At 44.9% G+C, this 20,077-nt stretch carries 31 protein-coding genes and 1 pseudogene; 29 read left to right on the plus strand and 3 right to left on the minus strand.

Features of this window, described 5'->3' with window-relative positions; genetic code table 11:
- The first annotated feature begins 13 nt into the window (after positions 1–13).
- From rplN to rpsI, 23 genes are all read left to right on the plus strand, one after another.
- Positions 14–382 carry a 50S ribosomal protein L14 gene (gene rplN / locus ACWGOO_RS21125; protein ID WP_007432573.1) on the plus strand — a complete coding sequence of 123 codons (369 nt, stop codon included), beginning with the start codon at positions 14–16 and terminating at the stop codon, positions 380–382.
- A gap of 36 nt (positions 383–418) precedes the next feature.
- Complete coding sequence (rplX, locus tag ACWGOO_RS21130) at positions 419–772, plus strand: 50S ribosomal protein L24 (RefSeq protein WP_013312155.1); 354 nt, start codon at positions 419–421, stop codon at positions 770–772.
- Between the two features lie 31 nt (positions 773–803).
- On the plus strand, positions 804–1,349 hold the full coding sequence (gene rplE / locus ACWGOO_RS21135) for a 50S ribosomal protein L5 (protein ID WP_452486599.1): 546 nt from the start codon (positions 804–806) through the stop codon (positions 1,347–1,349).
- A 76-nt stretch (positions 1,350–1,425) separates the two neighbouring features.
- On the plus strand, positions 1,426–1,611 hold the full coding sequence (locus ACWGOO_RS21140; protein WP_013312154.1) for a type Z 30S ribosomal protein S14: 186 nt from the start codon (positions 1,426–1,428) through the stop codon (positions 1,609–1,611).
- A gap of 32 nt (positions 1,612–1,643) precedes the next feature.
- On the plus strand, positions 1,644–2,042 hold the full coding sequence (gene rpsH / locus ACWGOO_RS21145; protein ID WP_014278308.1) for a 30S ribosomal protein S8: 399 nt from the start codon (positions 1,644–1,646) through the stop codon (positions 2,040–2,042).
- Positions 2,043–2,075: 33 nt separating this feature from the next.
- Entirely contained in the window at positions 2,076–2,618 is a 543-nt protein-coding gene (gene rplF, locus ACWGOO_RS21150) for a 50S ribosomal protein L6 (RefSeq protein ID WP_014278307.1), read from the plus strand.
- 115 nt (positions 2,619–2,733) lie between these two features.
- Entirely contained in the window at positions 2,734–3,102 is a 369-nt protein-coding gene (gene rplR / locus ACWGOO_RS21155; protein WP_007432568.1) for a 50S ribosomal protein L18, read from the plus strand.
- Between the two features lie 27 nt (positions 3,103–3,129).
- A complete protein-coding gene (gene rpsE / locus ACWGOO_RS21160) occupies positions 3,130–3,627 on the plus strand; it encodes a 30S ribosomal protein S5 (RefSeq protein ID WP_013312151.1) in 498 nt (165 codons plus the stop codon).
- A 12-nt stretch (positions 3,628–3,639) separates the two neighbouring features.
- Positions 3,640–3,825, plus strand: coding sequence for a 50S ribosomal protein L30 (rpmD, locus tag ACWGOO_RS21165; RefSeq protein ID WP_014278305.1), 186 nt, complete (start codon positions 3,640–3,642; stop codon positions 3,823–3,825).
- A 43-nt stretch (positions 3,826–3,868) separates the two neighbouring features.
- Complete coding sequence (gene rplO / locus ACWGOO_RS21170; protein WP_013312149.1) at positions 3,869–4,309, plus strand: 50S ribosomal protein L15; 441 nt, start codon at positions 3,869–3,871, stop codon at positions 4,307–4,309.
- Positions 4,309–5,607 (plus strand): preprotein translocase subunit SecY, encoded by a 1,299-nt coding sequence (gene secY, locus ACWGOO_RS21175; protein WP_452486603.1) that lies wholly within the window; start codon positions 4,309–4,311, stop codon positions 5,605–5,607. Before rplO ends, secY begins: the two co-directional genes overlap by 1 nt.
- Positions 5,608–5,697: 90 nt before the next feature.
- Positions 5,698–6,342: an adenylate kinase gene (locus ACWGOO_RS21180; RefSeq protein ID WP_452486605.1), complete on the plus strand. Its 645-nt coding sequence runs from the start codon at positions 5,698–5,700 to the stop codon at positions 6,340–6,342.
- 5 nt (positions 6,343–6,347) lie between these two features.
- Positions 6,348–6,887: a M24 family metallopeptidase gene (locus ACWGOO_RS21185; RefSeq protein WP_452486607.1), complete on the plus strand. Its 540-nt coding sequence runs from the start codon at positions 6,348–6,350 to the stop codon at positions 6,885–6,887.
- A gap of 9 nt (positions 6,888–6,896) precedes the next feature.
- Positions 6,897–7,205, plus strand: a complete 309-nt coding sequence (locus ACWGOO_RS21190; protein WP_452486609.1) for a hypothetical protein — start codon at positions 6,897–6,899, stop codon at positions 7,203–7,205.
- A gap of 2 nt (positions 7,206–7,207) precedes the next feature.
- Complete coding sequence (gene infA / locus ACWGOO_RS21195; protein WP_006212898.1) at positions 7,208–7,423, plus strand: translation initiation factor IF-1; 216 nt, start codon at positions 7,208–7,210, stop codon at positions 7,421–7,423.
- Positions 7,424–7,545: 122 nt separating this feature from the next.
- Positions 7,546–7,659, plus strand: coding sequence for a 50S ribosomal protein L36 (gene rpmJ, locus ACWGOO_RS21200; protein WP_003333770.1), 114 nt, complete (start codon positions 7,546–7,548; stop codon positions 7,657–7,659).
- A 21-nt stretch (positions 7,660–7,680) separates the two neighbouring features.
- The gene (rpsM, locus tag ACWGOO_RS21205; protein WP_007432560.1) at positions 7,681–8,049 is read left to right on the plus strand and encodes a 30S ribosomal protein S13; all 369 of its coding nucleotides are present in this window, start codon (positions 7,681–7,683) and stop codon (positions 8,047–8,049) included.
- A 19-nt stretch (positions 8,050–8,068) separates the two neighbouring features.
- Positions 8,069–8,464, plus strand: coding sequence for a 30S ribosomal protein S11 (gene rpsK / locus ACWGOO_RS21210; RefSeq protein WP_013312144.1), 396 nt, complete (start codon positions 8,069–8,071; stop codon positions 8,462–8,464).
- A 135-nt stretch (positions 8,465–8,599) separates the two neighbouring features.
- Positions 8,600–9,544: a DNA-directed RNA polymerase subunit alpha gene (locus ACWGOO_RS21215; protein ID WP_014278300.1), complete on the plus strand. Its 945-nt coding sequence runs from the start codon at positions 8,600–8,602 to the stop codon at positions 9,542–9,544.
- Between the two features lie 34 nt (positions 9,545–9,578).
- Positions 9,579–9,944, plus strand: a complete 366-nt coding sequence (rplQ, locus tag ACWGOO_RS21220; RefSeq protein ID WP_013312143.1) for a 50S ribosomal protein L17 — start codon at positions 9,579–9,581, stop codon at positions 9,942–9,944.
- Between the two features lie 150 nt (positions 9,945–10,094).
- The gene (truA, locus tag ACWGOO_RS21225) at positions 10,095–10,880 is read left to right on the plus strand and encodes a tRNA pseudouridine(38-40) synthase TruA (RefSeq protein WP_452486612.1); all 786 of its coding nucleotides are present in this window, start codon (positions 10,095–10,097) and stop codon (positions 10,878–10,880) included.
- A gap of 183 nt (positions 10,881–11,063) precedes the next feature.
- On the plus strand, positions 11,064–11,501 hold the full coding sequence (rplM, locus tag ACWGOO_RS21230; RefSeq protein ID WP_452486614.1) for a 50S ribosomal protein L13: 438 nt from the start codon (positions 11,064–11,066) through the stop codon (positions 11,499–11,501).
- A gap of 20 nt (positions 11,502–11,521) precedes the next feature.
- The gene (gene rpsI / locus ACWGOO_RS21235; protein WP_013312140.1) at positions 11,522–11,914 is read left to right on the plus strand and encodes a 30S ribosomal protein S9; all 393 of its coding nucleotides are present in this window, start codon (positions 11,522–11,524) and stop codon (positions 11,912–11,914) included.
- Between the two features lie 425 nt (positions 11,915–12,339).
- Here the strand turns inward: rpsI and ACWGOO_RS21240 are convergent.
- Positions 12,340–12,728 (minus strand): annotated as a pseudogene (locus tag ACWGOO_RS21240) (malic enzyme-like NAD(P)-binding protein).
- Between the two features lie 213 nt (positions 12,729–12,941).
- On the opposite strand from ACWGOO_RS21240, the gene ACWGOO_RS21245 reads away from it, so the two are divergent.
- The 4 genes from ACWGOO_RS21245 to ACWGOO_RS21260 all read left to right on the plus strand — a co-directional run bounded on the left by ACWGOO_RS21245 (position 12,942) and on the right by ACWGOO_RS21260 (position 16,859).
- Complete coding sequence (locus ACWGOO_RS21245; protein WP_452486616.1) at positions 12,942–13,634, plus strand: phosphoadenylyl-sulfate reductase; 693 nt, start codon at positions 12,942–12,944, stop codon at positions 13,632–13,634.
- Between the two features lie 51 nt (positions 13,635–13,685).
- A complete protein-coding gene (gene sat, locus ACWGOO_RS21250) occupies positions 13,686–14,855 on the plus strand; it encodes a sulfate adenylyltransferase (RefSeq protein ID WP_452486617.1) in 1,170 nt (389 codons plus the stop codon).
- Between the two features lie 69 nt (positions 14,856–14,924).
- Positions 14,925–15,701 (plus strand): N-acetylmuramoyl-L-alanine amidase CwlD, encoded by a 777-nt coding sequence (gene cwlD / locus ACWGOO_RS21255; RefSeq protein ID WP_452486619.1) that lies wholly within the window; start codon positions 14,925–14,927, stop codon positions 15,699–15,701.
- Between the two features lie 60 nt (positions 15,702–15,761).
- Positions 15,762–16,859, plus strand: coding sequence for an Mrp/NBP35 family ATP-binding protein (locus ACWGOO_RS21260; RefSeq protein WP_452486621.1), 1,098 nt, complete (start codon positions 15,762–15,764; stop codon positions 16,857–16,859).
- A 34-nt stretch (positions 16,860–16,893) separates the two neighbouring features.
- Here the strand turns inward: ACWGOO_RS21260 and gerD are convergent, their stop codons facing one another.
- Both gerD and pdaB read right to left on the minus strand, forming a co-directional pair.
- Positions 16,894–17,613, minus strand: coding sequence for a spore germination lipoprotein GerD (gene gerD / locus ACWGOO_RS21265; RefSeq protein ID WP_452486623.1), 720 nt, complete (start codon positions 17,611–17,613; stop codon positions 16,894–16,896).
- A 106-nt stretch (positions 17,614–17,719) separates the two neighbouring features.
- Positions 17,720–18,499 carry a polysaccharide deacetylase family sporulation protein PdaB gene (pdaB, locus tag ACWGOO_RS21270; RefSeq protein ID WP_452486625.1) on the minus strand — a complete coding sequence of 260 codons (780 nt, stop codon included), beginning with the start codon at positions 18,497–18,499 and terminating at the stop codon, positions 17,720–17,722.
- 100 nt (positions 18,500–18,599) lie between these two features.
- Here pdaB and ACWGOO_RS21275 point away from each other — a divergent pair, with 100 nt between their 5' ends.
- Both ACWGOO_RS21275 and ACWGOO_RS21280 read left to right on the plus strand, forming a co-directional pair.
- Positions 18,600–19,214, plus strand: coding sequence for a stage II sporulation protein M (locus tag ACWGOO_RS21275; RefSeq protein WP_452486626.1), 615 nt, complete (start codon positions 18,600–18,602; stop codon positions 19,212–19,214).
- A gap of 195 nt (positions 19,215–19,409) precedes the next feature.
- Entirely contained in the window at positions 19,410–19,640 is a 231-nt protein-coding gene (locus ACWGOO_RS21280) for a hypothetical protein (RefSeq protein ID WP_013312131.1), read from the plus strand.
- The last annotated feature ends 437 nt before the right edge of the window (positions 19,641–20,077 follow it).

A 20,077-nucleotide genomic window follows, 5' to 3' on the forward strand; every position in this document is an offset into this window, starting at 1 on the left:
GGAGGATAAATAAATGATTCAACCATTTACACGTTTGACTGTAGCTGACAATTCCGGCGCGAAGGAACTGATGTGTATCCGTGTGCTCGGTGGTACGGGACGTCGTACAGCTCAAATTGGTGACCTGATCGTTTGTTCCGTAAAACAAGCAACACCAGGCGGCGTTGTCAAAAAGGGTGATGTAGTAAGAGCGGTTGTCGTTCGTACTAAACGTTCTATCCGCCGTAAAGACGGTTCCTACATCGGATTTGACGAGAACGCAGCGGTGGTCGTTAAAGAAGACAAGAGTCCACGTGGTACTCGTATTTTCGGACCAGTTGCTCGCGAACTTCGTGACAAGGACTTCATGAAAATTGTTTCCTTGGCTCCGGAAGTGATCTAAATTCACCTTAAAATGTGCCCGTAGGAGGTGTACGAAATGCCAAAAGTGAAAAAAGTTCTGGAATCCCATAACAACAAGCTGCACGTCAAAAAAGACGATACTGTTCTGGTGATTACAGGTAAAGATAAAGGTAAAAAAGGTCGCGTTATCGCTGCTTACCCTCGTCAAAACCGTGTGCTTGTGGAAGGTGTTAACATGATTAAAAAACACCAAAAGCCTAATCAGCTGAATCCACAAGGCGGCATCATCGAGAAAGAAGCTCCGATTCACGTTTCCAACGTTATGCACATTGATCCGAAGAGCGGAAAAGTAACTCGTGTTGGTTACAAAGTATTGGACAACGGGAAAAAAGTGCGCATTGCAAAACGTTCTGGCGAAGTGATCGACTAATTATTTTTCAAAGAAAGGAGGTCTATGATTCATGGCAACAACAAGAATGAAAGAGCGTTTCTTGAAAGAAATTACTCCTGCCTTGATGCAGAAGTTCAGCTATACATCAGTAATGCAAGTGCCTAAAATCGAGAAAGTTGTAATCAACATGGGTGTTGGCGACGCAGTCCAAAACTCCAAAGTGCTTGATTCAGCTGTGAACGACATGCAGATGATCGCTGGTCAAAAACCAGTAATCACTCGCGCAAAGAAATCTATTGCAGGTTTTAAATTGCGTGAAAACATGCCGATCGGTGTAAAGGTAACACTTCGTGGTGAGCGTATGTATTATTTCTTGGACAAATTGTTCAACATCACGCTTCCTCGCGTACGTGACTTTCATGGTGTTTCAACAAAAGCTTTCGACGGACGTGGTAATTACACGCTTGGTCTGAAAGAACAATTGATCTTCCCGGAAATCGAGTACGATCAAGTTGATAAAGTTCGTGGTATGGATATCGTTATCGTAACGACTGCCAAAACTGACGAAGAGTCCCGTGAGCTTCTGACTCAGCTGGGCATGCCTTTCGCAAAGTAATGTTGGCATATCGTTTCGGGCGTCTGATATAAAAGACACCCTGTTCTCCGAAACTATTTAGGAGGTGTCAGGCTAAGTGGCAAAAACTTCAATGAAAGTCAAACAACAACGCACACCAAAGTTTAAAGTTCGTGCTTATACTCGTTGCGAGCGTTGTGGTCGTCCACATTCGGTGCTGCAAAAGTTTAAGATCTGCAGAATTTGCTTCCGTGAATTAGCTTATAAAGGCCAGATTCCTGGCGTGAAAAAAGCAAGCTGGTAAAAAGTCCTGTTTGGGAAGGAGGTTTATACACAATGACTATGTCTGATCCAATTGCAGATATGCTTACTCGTATTCGTAACGCGAACACAGTTCGTCACGAAACAGTAGAAATGCCTGCATCTACAATGAAAAAACAAATTGCCGACATCCTGAAACGTGAAGGATTCATCCGTGATGCGGAATTTGTTGAAGATAGCAAACAAGGGATCATCCGTGTTTTCTTGAAATACGGTGCAAACAACGAACGTGTTATTACAGGTTTGAAAAGAATCAGTAAACCAGGTCTTCGCGTTTACACGAAGAGCAATGAGATTCCACGCGTTTTGGGTGGACTCGGGATCGCGATCATTTCGACATCTAAAGGCATCATGACCGACAAAGAAGCACGTCAGTCTAAAGCCGGCGGAGAAGTGGTTTGCTACGTTTGGTAAGATAACGTTTAAAAGATAGGAGGTGCAACAGATATGTCCCGTATTGGTCGTAAGCCAATCACAGTACCAAGTGGTGTTGACGTAACTTTGAACAACACAGCGATCACAGTTAAAGGTCCTAAAGGAACATTGACTCGTGAGCTTCATAAAGACATGTCCGTTACTGTGGAAAACAATGAAATCAACGTAATTCGTCCTTCGGACAACAAACTTCACCGCTCTTTGCATGGAACAACCCGCAGCGTTGTCAACAACATGGTTAGTGGTGTAACTGAAGGATTTTCAAAATCTCTGGAGTTGGTTGGGGTCGGATATCGTGCAAGCAAATCCGGAGATAAAATCGTTCTGAACGTTGGATACTCTCACCCGGTTGAAATCACACCGGAAGCAGGCATCGAATTCGAAGTTCCTTCGAACACTAAAATCATCGTTCGCGGAATTGATAAAGAGCGTGTAGGTGCCTATGCTGCTAAAATTCGTTCCGTTCGTGAACCTGAGCCGTACAAAGGTAAAGGGATTAAATACGAAGGCGAGCGCATCATTCGTAAAGAAGGTAAAGCCGGTAAGAAGAAATAAGTTTCTTACCGACTTTGTGCGGTCTTTCTATCGGAAAGACTTCGTACTTCTTTTTTACCCAGTGCGTCTTAGTATAAAGCTTTAAAAGGCAAACTGAAGGGAGTGAAAACTTAAGATGATTACAAAACAAGATAAAAATAAAGCACGTGTCAGAAGACATCTGCGTGTACGTAAGAAAATCGAAGGTACGGCTGTACGTCCTCGTCTGAACGTGTTCCGTTCTTCCAAACATATCTACGCACAACTGATTGATGATGTAGCTGGTGTAACATTGGTATCTGCATCCACTATGGATAAAGAACTGAGCAGTGAAATTAAAAACGGCGGTAGCGTAGAAGCAGCTCGTAAGGTTGGCGAACTCGTTGCTAAACGTGCAAAAGAAAAAGGTCATGCTAACATCGTATTTGACCGTGGTGGATACTTGTATCATGGACGGATTCAAGCTTTGGCTGATGCAGCTCGCGAAGCAGGCCTTGAATTCTAAGACATTTCTCAAAAGGAGGTTAACGACTTGCGTGTAGATCCGAACACTTTGGAACTGACTGAAAGAGTAGTAAATATTAATCGTGTAGCTAAAGTTGTCAAAGGCGGACGCCGTTTCAGCTTTAGTGCTCTGGTAGTAGTAGGCGACGGTAACGGCTGGGTAGGCGCCGGAATAGGTAAAGCTGGCGAAGTACCTGATGCGATTCGCAAAGGTATTGAAGATGCTAAGAAAAACCTGGTTCACGTTCCGCTCGTAGGAACAACTATTCCTCACCTTGTTACAGGTAAGTTCGGTGCTGGCCGGGTTCTGTTGAAACCGGCATCGGAAGGTACTGGAGTTATCGCTGGCGGTCCGGTTCGTGCTGTACTGGAACTTGCTGGTGTAGGTGACATCTTGACAAAATCTCTGGGTTCTTCAAATTCCATGAACATGGTCAATGCGACACTGGAAGGTTTGTCCCGTTTGAAACGCGCTGAAGAAGTTGCAAAATTGCGCGGCAAATCCATCGAAGAGCTGCTAGGCTAAGGAGGGAATGTCATGGCGAAATTAGAAATTACCCTCGTTCGTTCGTTGATCGGTCGTCCTGGTACTCAAAGAACGACTGTTAAAACGCTCGGCTTGCGTAAAATCAACCATAAAGTAATTCAACCCGACAATCCAGCGATTCGCGGGATGATCAATCAAGTTAGCCATTTGGTTTCTGTTAAAGAAATCGAGGCTTAGGAAATAAAATATTTTAACAATAATCAAGGAGGTGCAACGAACGATGAAGTTACATGAGCTTTCCCCAGCTCCAGGCTCCCGCAAAGAACGTAAACGTTTGGGTCGTGGTCCTAGTAGCGGTACGGGTAAAACCTCTGGTCGTGGTCATAAGGGTCAAAACGCTCGTTCCGGCGGTGGTGTACGTCCGGGCTTCGAGGGTGGTCAAAACCCACTGTATCGTCGCTTGCCTAAACGCGGTTTCGTAAATCCTACTCGTAAAGAGTATGCGGTTTTGAATATCGAAGATTTGAACAGTTTTGCAGCGGGTACAGAAGTAAGCCCTGAATTTTTACTGAACAATGGCATTGTGAAAAACGCGAAATCCGGAATTAAAATTCTGGGTAACGGTGAAATCACTGTGAAATTGACGGTTAAAGCGAACAAGTTCTCTCAATCTGCGGTAGAGAAAATTGAAGCTGCCGGTGGTAAAACCGAGGTGATCTAATGTTCAAGACCCTGAAAAATATATGGCGGGTTGAGGATCTTAGAACCCGAATCCTGTTTACCCTGTTTATACTGTTTGTATATCGTATTGGCTCTTTCGTGCCAGTTCCCGGCGTGAACAAACAAGTCTTTACTTCTCAGGATCAGGCAGGAAGCGAGTTATTTGGACTCCTTAACACCTTCTCAGGGGGCGCTTTGTTTCAGTTCTCGATCTTTGCCCTCGGGATTATGCCATATATTACAGCGTCCATCATTGTACAGTTGCTGTCAATGGACGTGATTCCGAAACTTGCGGAATGGGCTAAACAAGGAGAGCATGGTAAAAAGAAGTTGGCTCAACTTACACGGTATGGTACGGTTATACTGGGCTTGATTCAAGCATTCGGCACGTCGATTGGCTTTAACCGACTGTATGGTGCAGCTATGATTCCAGGGGCCACTTTTGCAGATTATCTGGTAATTGCTATTGTGCTTACAGCCGGAACTACGTTCCTTATGTGGCTAGGTGAGCAAATTACCGAAAAGGGAATCGGCAACGGTATCTCTATCGTTATCTTTGCAGGGATCGCGGCAGGTATTCCAAGACATATTCGGACGGTTGTGGAATCCCAGTTTATTCAGGCAGATCAACTGTTTATGAATATTCTAAAGGCAATTATTATTGCCTTGGTGATTATTCTGATTATTGTGGGTGTTATCTACATCCAGCAAGGTATTCGGAAAATCCCGGTACAATACGCGAAACGTGTAGTTGGCAACAAAATGTACGGTGGCCAGAATACGCATATTCCGATGAAAATTAATGCGGCAGGCGTTATTCCGGTAATCTTTGCGGTATCATTGCTGCAGTTCCCGACAATTATTGCGAGTTTTTGGGCAGATCAAGCTTGGGCGAAGTGGGTTACCACTTACTTGTATTATGACAAGCCGCTGGGTATGGTTTTGTATGTCGTAATGATTATCGGTTTCACATTCTTCTATACCTTTGTACAGATGAATCCGCAGCAAATGGCCGATAACATGAAGAAAAACGGCGGTTATATTCCTGGAATTCGTCCGGGTAAAGCCACGGAGAAATACTTGACACGAGTAATGTCACGTTTGACAATGACAGGGGCTTTGTTCCTTGCAGTCATATCCGTATTGCCGGTATTCTTCGGTTCTCTTTCGGGCTTGCCTCGTTCCGTGCAAATTGGCGGTACTTCATTGCTCATCATTATTGGTGTAGCATTGGATACGATGAAGCAGATCGAAAGCCAACTGATCAAACGCCATTACAAAGGCTTCATCAACAAATAGGCAATAGGTTCCGGCTTAGGATGTTCGCATGCTTACCGGCACCTTTTGTGCTGTTTCTTGTGTAGGGGTCGTCTTGAGGAGTGACAGATTGTGAATATTTTAATCATGGGCCCTCCGGGGGCTGGTAAAGGTACACAAGCAGATGTCATTGTGAAGGAATTCGGCATTCCTCATATCTCGACAGGTGATGCATTTCGCCTGGCGATGAAACAGGGAACACCTATTGGCATTAAAGCCAAAGATTATATCGACAAGGGTGAGCTTGTTCCGGATGACGTAACGATTGGCATCGTTGAAGAACGACTGCAACAGCCGGACTGTAAGAAAGGCTTCTTGCTCGACGGTTTTCCTAGAACTTTAGCTCAGGCTGAAGCCTTGGATCAAATTTTGGGTCGTTTGAATACGAAGCTTGATGACGTCATCAACCTGAAAGTGGATCGTGACAAATTGTTGGTACGAATCACAGGACGGCGAGTTTGCAAAATCTGTGGAACTAGCTATCATGTTGTCTTTAATCCTCCGAAGGTTGAAGGCATTTGCGATAAAGACGGCGGGGAACTCTATCAGCGCCCTGACGATAACGAGGATAGCGTAAGAACACGGTTTGACGAATATAGTAATAAAACAGCACCACTCCTCACGTTTTATGAGAACCAGAATCTTCTGCGTCATTTTGACGGAGAACAGGATATTGATATGGTTTCCAAAAATATCGTGTCCTTGTTGCGGGGTTAGCTGTAATGATCATTTGCATGTCGGGGACGGAATTAAGCTTTATGAGGAAAGCCGAGAGAGTGGATACGGAAACGAATCATTTCTTGGCGGAACACATCGAGCCCGGTATTACGACCGGTGAACTTGATCATTTAGCTGATCGGTATATTCGCAGTCAAGGAGCTGTGCCGTCTTTTAAAGGTTATAACGGTTTTCCTGCCAGCATTTGCGCTTCAGTCAACGAACAACTGGTGCACGGATTTCCCGGCAAACGCAAGTTAAACAAAGGCGATATCATCGCGAAGACTCGCCAGTTTACAATGTCGCATGCCATTCGGCAATATATTGAGAATCCAAACCGTGGCATTCCCGAACAGGGGCCGAGGTTGAAAACCAGCATGGTGCTGGCTATTGAACTCATGGTTCATATAGGTTCTCGCCATGTGGGGGCGCTGGAAGACAACTGGACGGTCGTAACGATGAACGTGGCCTCTCATGCTCGTAACGAGCAAGCGGTGACGGTCACAACGGACGGCATGGACATTTTCACGAAACTGAGTGCGTAGGTGATTTGAATGATTCAGCAAGGAAACCTGCAAATCGGTCAGCTGGTGAAGATTCTGAAAGGCAGAGATGTCGGACAGATTGCGGTTGTCGTTTCTATAGCGGGAAGCAGGTTTGTATATATTGCGGACGGGGACAAACGAAAGTTTAATCAGGCGAAGAAGAAAAACGTTCTTCATCTGATGCCTCAGCCCAAGATTAGTAGCGAGGTTGTAAACAGTTTAAACGAAAGCGGTCGAGTGACAAATGGAAAGCTGCGTCATGCAGTGAAATCTTTCCTGGAGTCGTCCGAATACCAAGCTGAAGAGAAAGGAGACTGACTTTGGCCAAAGAAGATGTCATTGAGGTTGAAGGTACGGTAATCGAGCCACTGCCGAACGCTACGTTCAAGGTAGAGCTGGAGAACGGTCATCAAATTCTTGCTCATGTTTCCGGAAAACTGCGGATGCACTTTATCCGTATTTTGACAGGCGATAAGGTGGTTGTACAGTTATCGCCTTACGATTTAACTAAAGGCCGTATTACGTACCGCAAGTAATTCATGCAGGTTTAATTAAACGTACGTCATTTTTTTTGAAAAAACTTGTTTTGCTCGGCAAAACGATGTGAATGTTCACGAAGCGAGTTTTACCAGGGTAAAGCTTGGAGGAGGTAATCAACATGAAGGTAAGACCTTCTGTAAAACCTATTTGCGAAAAATGCAAAGTCATTCGCCGTAAAGGGAATGTAATGGTTATTTGCGAAAATCCGAAACACAAACAAAAACAAGGTTAATAGAAGGGGGTGTAGCGTAAAATGGCTCGTATAGCTGGTGTGGATTTGCCACGTGACAAACGCGTTGAGATCGCCTTGACTTACATTTTCGGAATCGGTAAAACGACTTCTCAGAAAATTTTGAAGGAAACAGGCATCAGTGCAAACACGCGTGTTCGTGATTTGACTGAAGATGAAGTGAGCAAATTACGTGAAACGATCGACAAAGAAGTTAAAGTAGAAGGCGATCTGCGTCGTGAAATTTCCTTGAATATTAAACGTCTGACTGAGATTGGCTGCTACCGTGGTGTTCGTCACCGTCGTGGTTTGCCTGTTCGCGGACAACGTACCAAAACTAATGCTCGTACTCGTAAAGGTCCTCGTCGGACTGTAGCGAACAAAAAGAAATAAGAAGGGAGGATAACATTCAATGGCTAAACCGAAAAAAGTTGTACGTACAAAACGCCGTGACCGTAAAAATATCGAGACTGGCGTGGCACACATCCGTTCCACGTTCAACAACACGATCGTTACGATCACAGATCCACACGGTAACGCAATCTCTTGGGCCAGCTCAGGCGGCATGGGATTCCGTGGTTCCCGTAAATCTACTCCATTCGCAGCCCAAATGGCCGCAGAAACTGCTGCTAAAGCTGCAATGGAACACGGCATGAAAACTGTCGAAGTCATGGTTAAAGGACCAGGCGCAGGGCGCGAAGCAGCAATCCGCTCTTTGCAAGCAGCTGGACTGGAAGTTAACCTGATTAAAGACGTAACTCCGGTACCTCATAACGGATGCCGTCCTCCAAAACGTCGTCGCGTCTAATGAGATTTCTCCTCTGCGTGTAGTATAATTCCGGCACAATCTGCCAAGAATGGATGTTTAGACATACTGCATGATAGACTATGGATAAGGTGAATGTTTCATATAGGAGCGACGTTTTGAAGGAGGGATATTGCAGTGATAGAAATCGAAAAGCCGAAAATTGAGACGGTAGACGTCAATGATGATGGCACCTATGGAAAATTCGTGGTAGAACCGCTGGAACGCGGGTACGGTACAACGCTGGGAAACTCGCTTCGCCGTATTCTGTTATCCTCGTTACCGGGGGCAGCAGTCACATCGGTTCAGATCGATGGAGTTTTGCACGAATTTGCAACGGTTCCCGGTGTGAAGGAAGACGTAACGGAGATCATACTGAACCTGAAAGCTTTATCGCTTAAAATCCACTCAGATGAAGAGAAGGTACTCGAAATCGATGCGGAAGGCGAAGGAGTTGTAACGGCAGGAGATATCCGTGCGGACAGTGATGTGGAAATTCTTAATCCGGATCTTCACATTGCTACTCTCGGACCGGGTTCGAGACTTCACATGCGTATTTTCGCCAATCGCGGTCGCGGTTACGTTAAGCAGGATCGGAATAAACGTGATGACCAGCCGATCGGCGTCATTCCCGTCGACTCCATCTACACTCCGATTTCACGCGTGAACTACGGCATAGAAAATACGCGTGTCGGCCAGGTTACGAATTATGACAAGCTGACACTCGAGGTTTGGACTGACGGAAGTATTCGCCCTGAGGAAGCAGTAAGCCTTGGAGCAAAAATTTTGACCGAGCATGTGATGTTGTTCGTGGGTCTCACCGACGAAGCAAAAGATGCAGAAATTATGGTCGAAAAAGAAGAAGACAAGAAAGAAAAAGTTCTTGAAATGACGATCGAAGAGCTGGATCTCTCCGTCCGTTCCTATAACTGCCTTAAGCGCGCTGGTATCAATACGGTACAAGAACTCACTACTAAGTCCGAAGAAGATATGATGAAGGTCCGCAACTTGGGTCGCAAATCTTTGGAAGAAGTACAAGAGAAGCTTGAGGAACTTGGTTTAGGACTTCGTACGGAAGAATAGTACAGCAACGTTTTTGTGAAGGAGGGGAAACTACATGGCATACCAAAAATTGGGCCGTAACTCCAGTGCCCGTAAAGCTTTGTTTCGTGATTTGGTAACCGATTTGTTCTTGTACGAGCGTATCCAAACTACTGAGGCTAAAGCGAAAGAAGTTCGTTCTATTGCTGAAAAACTGATCACTAAAGCGAAAAAAGGAGATCTGCACGCACGCCGTCAAGTGGCTGCGTTCGTTCGCCGTGAAACTTTGGATGGTGAGCAGGATGCAATCCAAAAGCTGTTTAGCGAATTGGCTACACGTTACACTGAGCGTCCAGGTGGATACACTCGTATCCTGAAATTAGGACCTCGTCGTGGCGATGCCGCTCCAATGGTATATCTGGAACTGGTTGACCGCGCGTAAACAGGCGAAGATGAGGGAAGGGTGGACAGAATCAGCTTGATTCTGAACAGCCCTTTTTTTCTCTTGGAGGAGTCCTGAAGGGCTTCTCCTTTATTATGTTCGGTTATTCCTTATAAGGCCAGTGAATACCCCTGCAAAGGTGTGAGAAACATGCGGAACTTGTGCATGAAGGTGAACTATGACGGAACCCGCTATGATGGCTTTCAGACGCAGCCCAGTGGTAATACCATTCAGGATTATCTTGAAAATGCTATTTACTCATTGACGGGCGAACGTCTTAAAATTACAGGGTCAGGCCGTACAGACGCAGGTGTACATGCATATGGGCAGGTATTCAATTTTCATACTGAATCGCCGATCCCGATACAGCGCTGGTGTCTGGCTCTCAATGCCTGGCTGCCTCGTGATATCATCGTTACAGATGCGAGAGAGGTGCCGTTGTCCTTTCATGCACGCCGTATGGCGAAGCGGAAGACGTATCGGTACAGCATTAATGCGAACCGGTTTCCGGACATCTTTCACCGTCGTACACAGGCACATCACCCGACGAGTTTGGATATACGAGCGATGGAGGAAGGGCTGAGCCATTTAATTGGCACTTTTGACTATACATCGTTCGCATCCCGACGTTCCCAGAAAACGAATCATGTCCGCACAATTTACGAAGCCTTTATGACAGTAGACCATTCCTTTTCACGTCCGGGTTCGGATGATCAGGGAATTATTCATACGTATATTACAGGCAGTGGATTTTTACAGCACATGGTTCGGATCATTATGGGAACTTTGCTGGAAGTGGGAGAAGGCAAAAAATCGCCGGATGATATTCCTTCCATTTTAGAAGCCAAGAATCGCTCAAAGGCCGGTCCTACGGCTGTTGGACATGCTTTGACCCTCTGGAATGTGGAGTACGACGATAACATCAAAAAACATTGATTTTACCCTTGCAGAATTGGTGGTTATCCTGTAATATAAAAGTTGTGTTTTCTTAATGGCTTTCCCACAGCCCCAATTAAGACGATCACTTTCAAGTAACATCTAATCCATCAATAATGCAGCAACTTAACGAACGAAGATAAATGATGATTTCTGTTAACGAACTTAAGGAGGAAACTTTTCATGCGTACTACGTATATGGCGAAGCCAAATGAAGTTGAGCGCAACTGGCACATCATTGATGCCGAAGGCAAAACGCTCGGCCGTCTGGCAAGCGAAGCGGCTGCGTTGATTCGCGGCAAACACAAGCCACAGTTTACACCACATGTGGACACAGGTGATTTTGTTGTTGTAATCAATGCGGAGAAAATCGTATTGACTGGTAAGAAAATGGAGAACAAAAAATACTATCGTCACTCCCTGCACCCGGGTGGTCTGAAAGTAACGGTTGCACAAGACATGGTTAAGAACAAGCCTGAGCGTATGCTGGAATTGGCTGTTCACGGTATGCTTCCTAAAACTCGTCAAGGCGAGAAAATGAAGCTGAGACTTAAAGCTTACAAAGGCGTAGAGCATCCACATGCAGCACAAAAACCTGAAGTTTACGAACTTCGCGGATAATTAAAAGGGAGGACAGTTTCATGGCACAAGTACAATACTATGGGACAGGTCGTCGTAAACATTCGGTAGCTCGTGTTCGTCTCGTACCGGGTGAAGGACGCATTGTCATCAACAAGCGTGATATTAATGAATATTTCGGTTTGGAAACACTCAAACTGATCGTAAAACAACCATTGAACCTGACTGAAACAGTAGGTAGCTATGACGTACTCGTTATTGCTCATGGTGGTGGTATCTCTGGTCAAGCAGGCGCAATTCGACACGGTATTTCCCGTGCTTTGCTGAAAGCAGATCCGGAATTCCGTCCAGCTTTGAAAAAAGCAGGCTTCCTGACTCGTGATCCACGTATGAAAGAACGTAAAAAATACGGCCTCAAAGCCGCTCGTCGCGCACCACAGTTCTCGAAACGTTAATATTTCGAATACAGAAGAACCTTTTCCTTATGGAAAGGGTTCTTTTTTATGCTATAAATCTTTTTTTGAAAATATCCACATGTGGATAAGTGCTACAGTTATTCTAACTAAGAACATTGACTCCTTCCCGCTCCAGAGAGTAAACAGTAGTAAAGTGAAGGAGTGAATTATAAAACCGTATGGACACAAAATAACCGCCTTGATTGTGCAAGGAACACTCGAAGTTGTCCACTTTGTAATCAAAGGCAGTTATGTTATGCACAATCGTATTTGTTTATTTCAATTCAGTTTATCCCGTTGTGTTCATAACCTGTGACTAAATATGATACGAAGTGAATACTCAACATATCTCCGTACATTCGCCTTAGCTTAGCGCAGTTACACGTCGATAGTTCGGTTTCCACATGAGTTCACGAAGCGACTGCTCAATATGATCTGGTTTGACACTGGCTGTGCCGTCCTGTATAGCTGCTTTGGCCACGGCTAAGGCTTACAGCAAAGGTTACCTCTTTCAGCTTGTATACACTGGGTAGAAGGGCTCTTCCCGGCTTAGTGCTGTCCACCATCTCAGCCACAGCATTTTCAGCGGCAATAAACATACCTCCGGTGATCTTCTTGACCTGTACTGCAATCGCGCCCGCCCGAATCCAGGGAACACAAATGCATTGTTCGATTGTCCGATCTCATAAACTATACCTTCATAGGTGACAGGCTCAAAGGGGCTCCCGGTAGCGATAAGCGCCCTACCTTGTGTCCAGCGAATCAGATCCTCAGAAATCGCCTCTGCGAACGCTGTAAGGTTAGATATAGGCATAATGAACCTATTCAGATACGGAGGAGTGGATTATAGAATGCTTGCAGGACAATGATTCTGCATTTTTAGGGCAAAAGATTATATATAAAAAGACACATTCCTCTGGATTGACAATAAATATAAAAGTTTTATACTATATTTATTCTTATTAGTTTAGTCGGTATTGGAATGCTGGAATTTATTTATGAATCTTCATATGGAGGCGTATTGATAATGAACTTGTTGGAGAAAGAAGAGTTGATCAGGATCAAGGCAATTGAGCTGGAAGAGGCTACGCCTGAGGAAATTATTCAGTATGCTGTTCATACGTTTCCGAATCTTACTTTTGCTTGCAGCTTTGGGGCGGAGGATGTAGTGCTTGTAGATATGCTGCAAAAAATTAGTCCCTCCAGTGATGTTTTTTATTTGGACACTGACTTTCATTTTCAAGAAACTTACGATACGCGTGATCAGATGAAGGAAAAATACAACATGGATTTTGTGCGGGTATCTCCCTTAATTACTCCGGAAGAGCAAGCGGCTAAGCATGGAGAAGAGCTTTGGAAATCAGATCCCAACACATGCTGTGGTATACGTAAAGTAGAGCCGCTGACACGTATTTTATCGCAATACGATGCATGGATTACCGGCATTCGCCGAGATCAGGCTCCTACCCGTGCAAATGCAAAAAAGATTGAGTATGACGAAAAGTTCGGTCTCGTTAAATTCAACCCGTTGGCAAACTGGACATCAGAGGACGTGTGGAACTATATTCATACGCATGAAGTGCTGTATAATCCGCTACATGATCGTAACTATCCCAGCATCGGTTGTGAGCAATGCACGCGTAAAGTCCTTCCGGGCGAAGATCCTCGTGCTGGACGCTGGTCAGGCAATGAGAAAACGGAGTGTGGACTCCATCAATAACGATACACAAGTAGCTGTGAAGGGCATTAATGAACAGAAAGGAAGTGCATTATGACTGTAATTCTTCCGCATGGTGGAACGCTTGTCGATAGAATCATTACAGGTTCAGAGCAAAAAACACTTTTGCAGGCCGCACGTGAATTGTTTCCTATCCGTGTAAATTCATGGACTATTTCCGATCTAGACTTGATTGGAGTGGGGGCGTTTTCTCCGCTGACAGGGTTTATGAACGAAGCTGACTATCGGTCGGTGGTAGCGGATATGCGTCTTGCAGATGACACAGTCTGGAGTATCCCCATTACGCTTGCGGTTACGGAGAGCATAGCCGGGGAACTGACATTGGGGCAACAGGTCGCTTTAGTGGGTGAAACGGACGGTACCATATATGCTGTACTTGATATTGAGAGTATATATCAGGTTAATCAGGCAGAGGAAGCCAGACGTGTATTCAAGACGGATGACCCGGCGCATCCTGGTGTCAAAAAACTTTTGGAGCGACCAGCTACTTATGTAGGGGGGTCTGTGCAGGTGCTGAATCGGCCAGAACCCGCGCAATTTGGTGAGTTTTATTACACACCGGCGCAGACACGCAATCATTTTGCTGAAAAAGGCTGGAAAACAGTAGTCGGATTCCAAACCCGTAATCCAGTGCATCGGGCGCATGAGTATATCCAAAAAAGCGCGATGGAGATTGTCGATGCGTTATTTCTGAATCCGCTCGTTGGCGAAACCAAGTCTGATGACGTTCCGGCAGATGTGCGTATGAAGAGCTATCTGGTGCTGCTAGACAACTATTATCCGGCTGATCGTACCTTTTTGGGCGTGTTTCCTGCTGCTATGCGATATGCTGGCCCGAGAGAGGCTATTTTTCATGCCATTGTACGGAAGAACTATGGGTGTACCCATTTTATTGTAGGAAGGGACCATGCAGGTGTAGGAGACTACTATGGTACGTACGAAGCTCAGGATATTTTCAAAAACTTCACACCTGAGGAATTGGAGATTACCCCGTTGTTCTTCGAACACAGCTTTTATTGCACCCGGTGTGGAAATATGGCCTCTAGTAAAACATGCCCTCATCCCAAGGAGCATCATTTGACGCTTTCGGGCACCAAAGTGCGGGAATTATTACGTTCGGGGGTTTGCCCGCCGCCTGAATTTACACGACCGGAAGTCGCCCAAGTGTTGATTGAAGGTATGAAAGAATTTGTTCATTCCTGAGTTGTACTATTTACACGCCTCGTCCCATATAGATCATTAGTATCTGTATAGGGACGGAGGCGTTTTGTTATGCAAAAAAATAATCATAAACACCAGATTACATTGTGGATTCGCTATCGGACGCTGAAAAAAATACTGCTGGGCTGCTGTCTCGCCGTTCTGTTTATCACGCTGGCTCTATATGAGGTACCTGCTTCGAGAGCCTGGACCCATTGGAGTCTTCCGCTTACCGGTAAAGTAATTGCCATAGATGCAGGACATGGAGGGCCCGATGGAGGGGCTGTCAGCAAAGAAGGTGTCATTGAGAAGGACATTAATCTGGCGATTGCCTTTTATTTGCGAGATTATTTACAACAAGCAGGAGCCGTTGTCGTCATGACTCGGGAGACTGACCGAGATCTGGCACAGCAAGAAACCAAGGGCTATGCGAGAAGAAAAACGGAGGACCTGAAGCAGCGTGTGCGCATGATTGAGGAGCATAAAGCGGATCTCTTTTTAAGCATTCACATGAACAGCATCCCGTCGAGCCGCTGGAGTGGAGCCCAGACTTTTTACGTCCCTAATCATGCAGATAACGAAAATTTGGCCTCCCTCATTCAGGAGGAGATTAAACGCAACTTGGAGAACACAGACAGAGTGGCCAAGACGGTGAACACGGTATATTTGCTCAAGGCTCTCAAAATGCCATCAGCTCTCGTAGAAGTCGGCTTCTTATCCCATCCGGAGGAAGCCAGACGACTGAGCGACGAGACCTATCAGAGACAGGTGGCGGCAGCAATATATAAGGGAGTGTTGCGTTATAGCGCTGGGGAAAAGGGAGCATTTTCAGCACCTGAGGCCAGATAGTGGTATACTGTAAGTGTTTTCAGCTACGTAAATTCATTGAAGCAGAGGTGCTGATTATTTATGCAATCCAGAGAGCAAGTTATAGAGCTACTTCAACAGGTACGAGAGCCTCACACGGGTCATCGTTTGGTCGATCTTCATTTTATTCGGGATGTTGTTATTAAAGAGGATCGTGTATCCTTGACCGCCATTAGTCTGAATGCGGAGGAAGGGGCACGGGCAGAGCTGGAGAGGGAAATCACACAGACGTTGGAAGAAGCGGGGCTGAACCATATTCATATTCGTATTCGTGAAGCGTCTGAGCATGAAAGATCGGCCATTCAGACGGGAGAGAACGTGGCTGACCCGGCTTTGACCAAGGGACATGCTGCTGGTATGGAAGAACATGAGCTGCTGAATCCGGCATCTGGCGTACGGTTTATTGCCATTGCCAGCGGAAAAGGCGGTGTCGGAAAATCGACGGTGGCTGTAAATTTAGCGGCTGCTTTGGCTAGACAGGGCAAACGTGTGGGTTTGATTGATGCCGACATTTATGGATTTAGCGTACCGGATATGATCGGAGTCGAGGACGTTCCTACCGTAGAAGAAGGTATTATTCAGCCGGTGGAGCGATTTGGCATCAAGATTATGTCTATGGGCTTTTTTGTCAGGGAGAACAACCCCGTGATTTGGAGAGGTCCCATGCTGGGAAGAATGCTCAGACAGTTTTTTAGCGATGTGAAATGGGGCAAGCTGGACTATATGATTCTTGATCTACCGCCGGGAACCGGGGATGTAGCGCTTGATGTGCACCAGATGATCCCTCAGAGTGAAGAAATCATTGTGACTACCCCTCATGCGACGGCAGCTTTTGTGGCCGCACGTGCAGGAGCAATGGCGCTCCAAACGGATCATAAAGTCATTGGCGTTGTGGAGAACATGTCCTATTATATATCCTCTACCGGAGAGAAGGACTATGTTTTCGGCCGTGGGGGCGGGGCTATGCTGGCGGACACCCTTCATACGAAACTCTTAGCTCAAATTCCGCTGGGTATTCCGGATAATCATCCATCAGAGGCGGATTTCTCACCATCTGTATATAAATCCGAATCGACAACGGGAGCGATCTACAACGATATCGCCACTCAAATTACCACGTTGCACGCTGAATCTGAATAAGAAAAAAAGGCTGGTTGCTGAACCAGCCTGTTCATTATTGACCTCCTTGTCCGCCGCCGCTATCCCCACTACCGCCACCTTGTTTTTCACCGCTTGATTCGTCTTGACCACCACTTTTTTTCTCAACCTTGGGTTGAAGCTCCTCTTGTACGACAGTTTTGAGTAGATTCATGACCTCAAGTCGGAAAATCGGATTCTGCATTGCATCGTGCATAACCGTCATAGATTGTTTGCGATATTCAGGGGTTTTAGTTAAATCCATATACATTTTGGTCAGTTCTGGCGATTTGAGCATCGCCTCAATAGATTTTTGATAAGAAGGGTCTTTAATAAGTTGCATATGAAGTTGCTTACTTTGGCTGTTGATGGCCTTGGCAAACTCACCGGCAAAGCGCGGATCAGTCATAATTTTCTCGATTTCCTTTTTGTATTCCGGAGAAACCAGAGTATCCTTGACTGCGATTTTCATCTGTTCTGTTGACTGTGTGGGCATAATCATTTTCATCTGCATACTGCCACCTGAACCTCCGCTGCCTTGACCGGATTGCCCTTCTTTGGATGTGCTACTTTCCCCGGTCAAAGCTTCCTCCACCGCTTTTTTTCCGTCATCGCTTTTTAAAATATCGACAACCATGGTTTTCATTTCTTTATAGCTGTTCTGGGGAGGCGCGGAGCTCTGGTCCGAACCACAGCCTGTCAGCGCAACGCCCAGTACGCATATCATGCTGACTAATCGCAAACGAGTCCAATTCATGGCCGTATTCCTCCTTCATCATGAATGTGGATAGTATGCGAACTGATGAGGTGAAATATGTCGTCTGACTTTTGGATTTTTGTTGAGAACGTTGTAAAATAACTCCTTAAAGACCCAGGGCCTGATCACGAACCTCTTTGCCTTTTACTGTGCCCTGTTGAAGCAGTTCGGATACAGTTACGAATTCATAACCTTGCGCACGCAATTTGTCGATAATGACGGGTAGCGCTTCATGAGTTTGTTTACAGGAATCACTAGCATGTAGAAGGACAATGTCACCGGGATGTGCTTTCTTCACGACACGGTCAATAATGACCTGAGTACCAGGGTTCTTCCAATCCAAAGAATCGGTGTCCCACTGGATTGTTTTATAGCCTAAAGTGCTGGCGACCTGAAGTACCCTTTGGTCGAAATCACCATTAGGCATACGGATCAATTTCGGGGGCTGTCCAGTCAGATCGGTCAACGTGGTGTGAGCTGTTGAAATTTGCTTACGAATGTCCTCATCGCTTAGACTGCTGTAATTTTCATGTTTATGTCCATGGTTGCCAATCTCATATCCGCTGTCTTTAATCCGATTCACAAGCTCCGGATGTGTTTTACTCCATGGGGAAGAAAGAAAGAAGGTGGACTTGGTTACTTTTTTGTCCTCAAGAACCTTTAGGATGGGTTGAGTACGCTTATCTCCCCAACTAATATCAAAGGTAAGAGCGATCAACTTTTTGTCTGTGGGTACACTATAAATGGCCGCTGGTGCTTCCTCGGAAAAAACGGTAACATTATCGGTTTCAACATAAATAACCCCAATAGCGAAAATGGCCGCTGCCGCTACGATAAAGAACCGTTTAATTTTTTTGCCGTTCAGTACATAGAAAAAAGAATTCATGGTTAATAACGCCCCTTTCATCATACGAAGTGCTTGTTTACTTAAAGCTATGCCTGGGGTTGTTAATTATGCCATTGGACTAGCAGGAGGTATTAATCTGATGGGAGTAAAAGCATTTTTTCACGATTTACACACGACAAGACAGTTGATTTTAGTTTCCGCTTACCTGTTTTGCATAAGTATTGTGGTGGGCTGGTTAAGTACAGGACCTATTCAATCTATATTGGCTCAACAAATGGCAGGATTGGGGGAAGTGGCTCAGCGTTTACAGCAGTTTGAACATCCTCAATGGAGCTTTTTTGTGTTTATCTTTTTCAATAATGCGATCAAGTGTGTGCTGGTTATATTTATGGGGGCGCTATTTGGAATCGTACCGTTTGTATTTTTAATTATGAATGGGATGGTTTTGGGGTTTGTTGTACACTTACAGGCGGATACGGGCAGAAGCTTGTATGAGATTATTGTAAAAGGACTACTTCCGCACGGTGTGATTGAATTACCTGTTTTAATTATCGCCTGTGCTTTCGGTTTGAAGTTTGGGGGGCAAGTAATGTCCTCGATCAGTGCAGGCAAAGGTTTGAAACGAAAAGGGCTTGACCAAACGTGGAAGCTCTTTATGAAACAGACGTTGAGGGTATCTATATGGTCCGTTGTTCTGCTGCTTATTGCAGCTGCAATTGAGAGTGGAATAACGTATCGTTTATTGTCACATTAAAATATTATGGTCGGTTATTTATATTTTTCCTGAAAAATGAACATAACAAAGGGGAGAGCCTCAAAGAGAAAATGTGGAATTAAATCGGGATAAGTTTGAAACCTTAGCAGTTGAGTTTAAAAACAGGTAAAAACTGAAACAATAGTTGGGCAAATATAAGCACTATATAATAAGCTGATAAGGGAGTATGGTCATATGCTAGGAATGCTGTTTAACGAAAAAGAATGCAAGGAACTGGATTATGTTCTTCGTAAGGAACTTGATGAAATGTTGCTTGATATGAGCGATACCCGATTGGATCAGGATATTCGTTATGCGATAGCGCTTCGGTATAAAACAGTTTTCCGCATGTATGCCCGCTTTGCACCCGCCAAGGAACTATCCAAATATGCCCGCAGAGGACGCGTCCCTCAAACCAAACAATAAAAGATATAAGAGCCAACTATAAATTCAGAGATATCAGGAAGTTAACTCTTAAGAAGTTTATACTTTCTGATATCAAAATAAGTATTGACTCAATTTAGGATTCATGGTAAATTAAATTTCGTTCCTTTTTTAAGAAATTTGCTCGAAAAAAGAAATTTAAAAAAACTATTGCAAATTTCAAAAAGAAATGATATATTATAAAGGTCGCCACTGAGACGCGGTGATGAAACAAATTAAGAACAAAAGCAAGAGAATATGAAGGTTTGATCTTTGAAAACTGAACAACGAGTGAGTGAATCGCGAAGGTTTCGGACATGCCGCAAGGCTGGACGGAGCTGGAGCAAAAAGAGATATTTTATCTCGTCAGTTTCAAAATGAGCGAATCGCTCTTTCTATAAACCAGCTTTGGTTGGTCTTTAATGGAGAGTTTGATCCTG

This window comes from Paenibacillus sp. NPDC055715 (assembly GCF_053617595.1).